At 59.9% G+C, this 6317-nt stretch carries 9 protein-coding genes and 3 pseudogenes; 6 read left to right on the plus strand and 6 right to left on the minus strand.

The window, feature by feature from the left end:
- Positions 1 to 49: 49 nt before the first annotated feature.
- The 6 genes and pseudogenes from ACM0M4_RS31685 to ACM0M4_RS31710 all read right to left on the minus strand — a co-directional run bounded on the left by ACM0M4_RS31685 (position 50) and on the right by ACM0M4_RS31710 (position 2270).
- Entirely contained in the window at positions 50 to 343 is a 294-nt protein-coding gene (locus ACM0M4_RS31685; protein ID WP_434324286.1) for a DUF3391 domain-containing protein, read from the minus strand.
- Positions 344 to 499: 156 nt separating this feature from the next.
- Positions 500 to 880: pseudogene (locus ACM0M4_RS31690) on the minus strand (hypothetical protein).
- Entirely contained in the window at positions 877 to 1203 is a 327-nt protein-coding gene (locus ACM0M4_RS31695; protein WP_000091614.1) for a hypothetical protein, read from the minus strand. Before ACM0M4_RS31695 ends, ACM0M4_RS31690 begins: the two are co-directional and overlap by 4 nt.
- Before the next feature lie 23 nt (positions 1204 to 1226).
- Positions 1227 to 1562, minus strand: coding sequence for a hypothetical protein (locus ACM0M4_RS31700; RefSeq protein WP_000741275.1), 336 nt, complete (start codon positions 1560 to 1562; stop codon positions 1227 to 1229).
- Positions 1563 to 1576: 14 nt separating this feature from the next.
- A complete protein-coding gene (locus ACM0M4_RS31705) occupies positions 1577 to 1912 on the minus strand; it encodes a helix-turn-helix domain-containing protein (RefSeq protein ID WP_001172026.1) in 336 nt (111 codons plus the stop codon).
- Positions 1893 to 2270, minus strand: a complete 378-nt coding sequence (locus tag ACM0M4_RS31710) for a type II toxin-antitoxin system RelE/ParE family toxin (RefSeq protein ID WP_252049631.1) — start codon at positions 2268 to 2270, stop codon at positions 1893 to 1895. The genes ACM0M4_RS31705 and ACM0M4_RS31710 overlap by 20 nt, the downstream gene beginning before the upstream one ends.
- A 191-nt stretch (positions 2271 to 2461) precedes the next feature.
- Between ACM0M4_RS31710 and ACM0M4_RS31715 the strand changes: the two genes are divergently transcribed.
- The 6 genes and pseudogenes from ACM0M4_RS31715 (at position 2462) to parC (ending at position 6152) form a co-directional block, all read left to right on the plus strand.
- Positions 2462 to 3064, plus strand: a complete 603-nt coding sequence (locus ACM0M4_RS31715; protein WP_010465829.1) for a recombinase family protein — start codon at positions 2462 to 2464, stop codon at positions 3062 to 3064.
- A pseudogene (locus tag ACM0M4_RS31720) lies at positions 3048 to 4424 on the plus strand (DUF4158 domain-containing protein); the annotation flags it as partial. The gene ACM0M4_RS31715 and the pseudogene ACM0M4_RS31720, both read left to right, overlap by 17 nt.
- A 37-nt stretch (positions 4425 to 4461) precedes the next feature.
- Positions 4462 to 4588: pseudogene (locus tag ACM0M4_RS31725) on the plus strand (IS4/Tn5 family transposase DNA-binding protein); the annotation flags it as partial.
- 262 nt (positions 4589 to 4850) lie between these two features.
- Positions 4851 to 5489: a ParA family partition ATPase gene (gene parA / locus ACM0M4_RS31730; protein WP_008166580.1), complete on the plus strand. Its 639-nt coding sequence runs from the start codon at positions 4851 to 4853 to the stop codon at positions 5487 to 5489.
- A 21-nt stretch (positions 5490 to 5510) separates the two neighbouring features.
- Entirely contained in the window at positions 5511 to 5732 is a 222-nt protein-coding gene (locus tag ACM0M4_RS31735; RefSeq protein ID WP_226453204.1) for a plasmid partition protein ParG, read from the plus strand.
- Between the two features lie 33 nt (positions 5733 to 5765).
- Positions 5766 to 6152 (plus strand): ParC family partition-associated protein, encoded by a 387-nt coding sequence (parC, locus tag ACM0M4_RS31740; protein WP_011270177.1) that lies wholly within the window; start codon positions 5766 to 5768, stop codon positions 6150 to 6152.
- The last annotated feature ends 165 nt before the right edge of the window (positions 6153 to 6317 follow it).

A 6317-nucleotide genomic window follows, 5' to 3' on the forward strand; every position in this document is an offset into this window, starting at 1 on the left:
CATTTCGCTCTCCATTGAGGTTGCGCCGTCACTTTTCTTGCTTAGTGGACTAGACGGCAGAGATTGCTCCTCCGACAATTCTCTGGGCTCTGGGCTCTGGGCTCTGGGCTCTGGGCTCTGGGCTCTGGGCTCTGGGCTCTGGGCTCTCTGGGCTCTCTGGGCTCTCTGGGCTCTCTGGGCTCTCTGGGCTCTCTGGGTCGACTTGGCTTTTGGCCAAGTCGACCCAGACCTCCCCGACGCCACATTCTCGAATGGCAGAGAGATCCTGAGGCTCGGTCAGTAGGAAGCTGCCGCGCCAGAATGGGTGTCGAAACCAAGAGCCGGCGAGCTTGTGGATGTACATGCCGAGACGAAGCTCGGATACGGGAATGCGTTTTACCAACTTATTTTCCTTTCTGAGTTGGGTGGTTAGGCGTGCGCCGAGGCTGGCACCCAGCGGTAGAGCGGAGGTAAGGTCACGCCAAGATTCTTGGATCAGCCGGAACCGCCGAAATTTCCGTCAGCCGATCAACATGGCTTTGTCTCGCGCTCGGTCGATGCGTTCCTGCATCGCCTGCATGACTTCTTCGTGGGTGTACGACTTGGCGTTGGGGTCGTCGGCCTCTCGGAGAGCTTCCTCGACCTCGCGGGTCATCCGCGCATATTCTTCCGGTCACAGCGCTTGCTCCATACGCAGCGACGCCTGCCCAAGCAGGTGCAGCAGGCCGAACAGCCGCATGTCATTGGTGGCGACGACGTGCTCTCGAATCCGCTCCTGGATCACCTCGCAGGCCCGATGCGCCTCTGGCGTCGCCGTGCCCTCGTAGCCGGCTGGGAGTTCTGCTTCTTCAGCGATTCGCGCCCAAGCGATAGCCAGCGCCTCGATGGTGGACAGGTTCATTTGCTCATCCACTTGCGCAGCAGACGCTTTTTCAGGGAGGCGCGCTCTTGCGGATTGCGTCCCTTGTGGTTGGCAATGCGATCCGCCGTGGCGGCCTGGCGCTTGATGGGCCAGTAGGAGCGGCCATCCTTACCCATCGACCAGACGTTGCTGACCTGGTTTTCCAGTAGAGGCAGATGGGCGCATAGAGCTTCCGGCGACGCGCTGGCCAGCGCGGTGCGCTCGTGGGTTCGCCAGCGCTGATGCCAGAGTTTCTTGTCCTCGCGCTCGCTACGGCAGGTCGTGTGCCCAACGATGGGCGTTTTGCGGCGGCTGCGGCTCATGATGTGGTTGTCTCCAAGAACATTCAGGACAGGCTTTCTGGGTAGAGCGCCGTCAACCGGGACAGGGTTTCTTGCACTTGTTCCAGCGAGGTCATCAGATGATCAACCTGATCCTGAAGATCCACGGCGAGATCAAATAGCTCAGCCACTCGGCTGCGTGATCCCTCGTTGAACGCGGCCATTGCCAGTTGATGCAGCTTCAACAGGTCGGTGCGCAGTTGCGGAGGTGCGCCGTCTGCGCTGTCATTCAAATCGCCGCGCAGCACGTCCACGGCATCGACTGCACGCAGCAGTGCCGTGGTATCGAAATTCTCGGGAGTCAGTTCGTCCCATTCGTCGTCGGTGATGCGGGCTGCCATCAGGAGAGCTCCGATTAAGCGGTTGCGAGCGTTAGATGCCCGATCGGCTCGGCTGCTGGCCGTACCTTGATTTCGATGTCGTAGCCGAGGCGATTCAGACAATCCATCAGCTTGCGTTCGGATAGATTGGTGAAGTCGCCGCGCATCATGCCCGACACCTTCGGTTGCGGGATGCCCATGCGTTTGGCCGCCGCTTGTTGAGTCAGCCCAAGGGCGCGCATGGCCCTCCTGATCTCGACCACCAGGCCGGTCTTGATCTTGAGCTTTTCAGCGTCAGGCAGTCCAAGGTCGGCAAAGACGTTGCCCGAGCTGCGCTGAACCTCGACGCCTTCAATGATTCGTTTTTGCATTTCGTAGCTCCTGTGCCAATACCTCGGCCACCTTCAGCCGAGCGCGGATGATGTCCATGTCGGCCTTTGGCGTGGCGATTCCGCTCTTGCTCTTCTTCTGGAAGCAGTGCAGGACGAACACCGCTTCCGCAAACTTGACCGTGTATACCGCTCGATAGGTGCCGCCGGCATCGTCTTCGACGACCTCCAGCACGCCGGCACCACCGAACCCCTTGAGCTCCTTTGCTGCGTCATCCTGATCGCCTATCTGCGCCAACGAGAGCGCGTAACCGAAACGGCGACGCACGTCGGACGGCAACGCCATCAAATCCTTGTGGCTGCTCGCGATCCATTCGAGCGGTTTTTCTTTGTTTGTCATGACGGAATTTTATACCTGTTCAGGTAATGATGTAAACGCGGCAACCTCAAGGAGGTGTCGTAAAACATTTGTTTTGCGACAGGCTGTCAGCCGCCGCTATGCTACCTGTGCAACACCCCCTCAAAAATGTACGGAAAACTCTATCGCTATTCACTATTATGCGGAAACCTGTTTTTGATGGTTATCCGCCTATGTTGGTTGGCTACATGCGCGTGTCGTCGGACTCCGACCGCCAGAGCACGGACTTGCAGCGCGACGCGCTGCTCGCCGCCGGCGTCGATCCGCGTCACCTGTTTGAGGATCGTGCCTCTGGCGCGAAGGATGACCGTGCCGGCTTGGCGCGGGCGCTTGAGTTCGTTCGAGCCGGCGATGTGCTGGTGGTGTGGAAACTCGACCGGCTCGGTCGCTCGCTGTCGCACCTGCTCGCCATTGTGACTTCGCTCAAGGACAAGCGGGTGGCGTTCCGCTCGCTGACAGAGAACCTGGACACTACGACGCCCTCGGGCGAATTCCTGTTCCAGGTGTTCGGTGCGCTCGCGCAGTACGAGCGCGCCTTGATTCAGGAGCGCGTCGTCGCGGGCTTGGCCGCCGCACGCAAACGCGGCCGGATCGGCGGCCGGCCGCAGGCGATCACTGGTGAGAAGCTGGACGCCATCGTCGCCGCGCTCGATGGCGGCATGTCTAAGGCGGCGGTGTGCCGCAACTTCAATGTCAAGCGCACTACGTTGATCGAAACATTGACGCGAGCAGGTTGGCGTGGTGCGGGAAGGACGGTCGATGAGCAACAAGAATAAGCTACTCACCGTCTTTTCTGACGCAGAGCAGGAAGCCTTGTACGGCCTACCGGACTTCGACGATGCTCAGCGGCTGGAATACCTGGCGTTGACCGAATCTGAACTGGCGTTCGCCAGCAGCCGGCCTAGCCTGCAGGCCCAAGTCTATTGCGTCTTGCAGATCGGCTACTTCAAGGCCAAGCATGCTTTCTTCCGCTTCGATTGGCATGAGGTCGAGGACGATTGCGCCTTCGTGCTGAGTCGCTATTTCCACGGCGAAGCGTTCGAACGCAAGGCGATCACCAAGCATGAGCACTACAGCCAGAGGGGTCAGATCGCCGAACTGTTCGGCTACCGGTCGTGGGCGGCTAGCTTCCTGCCGCAACTGGCACAGCAGGCTGAACAGATCGTGCGGCGCGACGTAATGCCAGGATTCGTGGCCGCCGAACTGATCGTTTGGCTCAGCGAGCACAAAATCATCCGGCCCGGCCACACCACCTTACAAGAGCTGGTCAGTGAAGCCCTGTCCACCGAACGCAGGCGCTTGGGCGGCTTGCTGGCAGAAGTGTTGGACGAATCGGCCAAAGCTGCGCTGGGCCAGCTCCTGGTGCGTGACGACACCCTGTCTCAACTGGCAGCGCTCAAGCAGGACGCTAAAGATTTCGGCTGGCGTCAGATGGCAGGGGAGCGCGAGAAGCGCGCCACGCTGAAGTCCTTGCACGGGATCGCCAAGGCGCTGCTGCCCAAGCTCGGCATCTCGCAGCAGAACCTGCTGTACTACGCGAGCCTGGCGAACTTCTATACCGTCCATGACCTGCGCCACCTGAAGGCGGAGCAGACCCGGCTCTACCTGCTGTGCTATGCCTGGGTACGTTACCGGCAGCTCACCGACAACCTGGTCGACGCGATGGCCTTCCACATGAAAAAACTTGAGGACGAGAGCCGCACGGGTGCGAAACAGTCCTTTGTCGCCGAACAGCTGCGACGCCATCAGGAAACGCCGCAGGTTGGCCGCCTGCTGTCGCTGTACGTGGACGACAGCGTGGCCGATCCGACGCCGTTCGGCGAGGTGCGCCAACGCGCCTACAAAATCATGTCCAGGGAATTGCTGCAAAACACGGCGCAGCGCATGAGCGTCAAGCCACTGAACAAACTGGCGCTGCACTGGCAGGCGGTGGACGGCCTGGCCGAACGCATTCGACGCCATCTACGGCCGCTGTACGTCGCGCTCGACTTCGCCGGCACGGCCCCCGATAACCCATGGCTCGCGGCGCTGACTTGGGCCAAGAGCGTGTTCGCCAAGCAGCAGCGCCTATCACAACGGCCACTCGACGAATGTCCGGCGGCAACGCTGCCGAAACGCTTGCGTCCGTACCTGCTGATGATCTTCCATGTGACCTCCTAACATGGTAACGATCATGATAACTTCTGCTCTTCATCGTGCGGCTGACTGGGCTAAATCTGTGTTCTCTTCGGCGGCGCTGGGTGATCCTCGCCGTACTGCCCGCCTGGTTAACGTCGCCGCCCAATTGGCGCAGCAGTGCCAAGGTCGGTGCGGGGAAGTTCAGGCCATTGCGACCGCTGCCACCGGCTTAGCGTGCTTTATTTTCCGTTTTCTGAGACGACCCCGACGAGATCCACCAGACCGCCTAAGCCCTCCCCTGCCCTGCCACCGAACCCCGCCGCGTGCGGGGTTTTTTATGACTTCAAATCCTCAAAAGGTGCATTTACTCAAATCCTCAATATGCTATACTGCGCTTGAGTAATTCCTTTTTTCCTCAAACGCTCAATAGCTCAAGGAGTGCATATGCAAGTCATTGCCGTACTGAACCAGAAGGGCGGGGCGGGTAAAACCACCATCGCCACCCACCTTGCCCGCGCCCTGCAACTCGACGGCGCAGACGTGTTGCTGGTTGATTCCGACCCGCAGGGCAGCGCCCGCGATTGGGCCGCCGTCCGCGAGGATCAACCCGTGCCCGTGGTTGGCATCGACCGCCCGACCATCGAGCGCGATCTAAAGAGCGTGGCCCGGAAAGACTTTGTTGTGATCGACGGAGCGCCGCAGGCTCACGATCTGGCCGTGTCGGCAATGAAGGCCGCCGATTGCGTGCTGATCCCGGTGCAGCCGTCGCCCTACGACATTTGGGCAACCTCTGACCTCGTGGATTTGGTCAAGCAGCGCATCGAGCTTACCGACGGCAAGCTGAAAGCGGCTTTCGTGGTCAGCCGGGCGATCAAGGGCACCAAGATTGGCGCGGAAGTCTCCGAGGCGCTGGCCGGGTACGGCCTGCCGATCCTGCAAACGCGCATCACGCAGCGCGTCATCTACCCGAGCAGCGCGGCCAGCGGCACCACGGCCATTGACCAAGAGCCGACGAGCGAGGCCGCCGAGGAAATCCGGGCGCTGGCTGAGGAAGTGCGCCGTTTCCTCAATTGCACCATTTGAGTAATTAAGGAGTAGGTGAAAATGAGTAGCGGAAAACTTGGCATGAAAGCAGGCCGCCCGAGCGCAGCGAAGGCTGGCCCTACCCTGTCCGATCTTGCCGACAAGCAGGCCACCGTGCGGGTGAATTTCGACCTTGACCGGGCCGAGCACACGAAGCTGAAGATTCACGCAGCCAAGACCGGGCGCAGCATCGCGGATATTCTGCGCGAACTGGTGCGCTCACTTGATGAAAAGAGTGATTGAGTAATCACTTAACCGGCTGGACGGGTCAAAAGCATGGACTATAGTCCATACATTTTTGATTTAGCGAAATTTAATAATGTTGATGAAATACGGCGCGTGGGGTATAAAGTGATGGTTGAAATGGAACCGTTGAGTCTGGAGGTACTGCCGCCCTCTCATTTCAAGGCGTTTGCGAAGAACGCACCGCATGAGATCAAGGGCGCTGTCATCGAGAACACAGAGCGCGGGCTGGTGATCGTGCTGCACGTTGGCAACGAGCGGCGCATTCTCGGCCAGTACCGGGGAGGCATCCGGTTTTTTCGCTCTTTCGATGGCGCGGCGGCAGTGCTGCGGCAGCATGGCGTGCTGCACTGGACGGCGAATGCAAAAGGCTGGATTCCGCGAACTTTGGAAGCGAAGGAGCGGAGTTCAGATGGATGAAAAAGCAAAGCCCCGCGTGGCAGCGGGGCTTGGCAAGAGGTGGGAACCTAGCAGGTGGCACTGTTTGGAACCCCAAGGCGTGACCGATGCAGACGACCAGAAACACCCAAACTATGGTCTGCATTGTAGCGCCCTACCTCTTGCCGCACAAGCGGAAAGAGGGTT

It is taken from the genome of Pseudomonas sp. 18-147 (assembly GCF_051048045.1).
Taxonomy (GTDB): domain Bacteria; phylum Pseudomonadota; class Gammaproteobacteria; order Pseudomonadales; family Pseudomonadaceae; genus Pseudomonas; species Pseudomonas aeruginosa.

Coding starts and splice junctions, on each gene's coding strand:
- parC (WP_011270177.1), top strand. CDS start 5,766: ATGGACTATAGTCCATACATTTTTGATTTAGCGAAATTTAATAATGTT.
- parA (WP_008166580.1), top strand. CDS start 4,851: ATGCAAGTCATTGCCGTACTGAACCAGAAGGGCGGGGCGGGTAAAACC.
- ACM0M4_RS31700 (WP_000741275.1), bottom strand. CDS start 1,562: ATGGCAGCCCGCATCACCGACGACGAATGGGACGAACTGACTCCCGAG.
- ACM0M4_RS31685 (WP_434324286.1), bottom strand. CDS start 343: ATGTACATCCACAAGCTCGCCGGCTCTTGGTTTCGACACCCATTCTGG.
- ACM0M4_RS31710 (WP_252049631.1), bottom strand. CDS start 2,270: ATGACAAACAAAGAAAAACCGCTCGAATGGATCGCGAGCAGCCACAAG.
- ACM0M4_RS31735 (WP_226453204.1), top strand. CDS start 5,511: ATGAGTAGCGGAAAACTTGGCATGAAAGCAGGCCGCCCGAGCGCAGCG.
- ACM0M4_RS31695 (WP_000091614.1), bottom strand. CDS start 1,203: ATGAGCCGCAGCCGCCGCAAAACGCCCATCGTTGGGCACACGACCTGC.
- ACM0M4_RS31705 (WP_001172026.1), bottom strand. CDS start 1,912: ATGCAAAAACGAATCATTGAAGGCGTCGAGGTTCAGCGCAGCTCGGGC.
- ACM0M4_RS31715 (WP_010465829.1), top strand. CDS start 2,462: ATGTTGGTTGGCTACATGCGCGTGTCGTCGGACTCCGACCGCCAGAGC.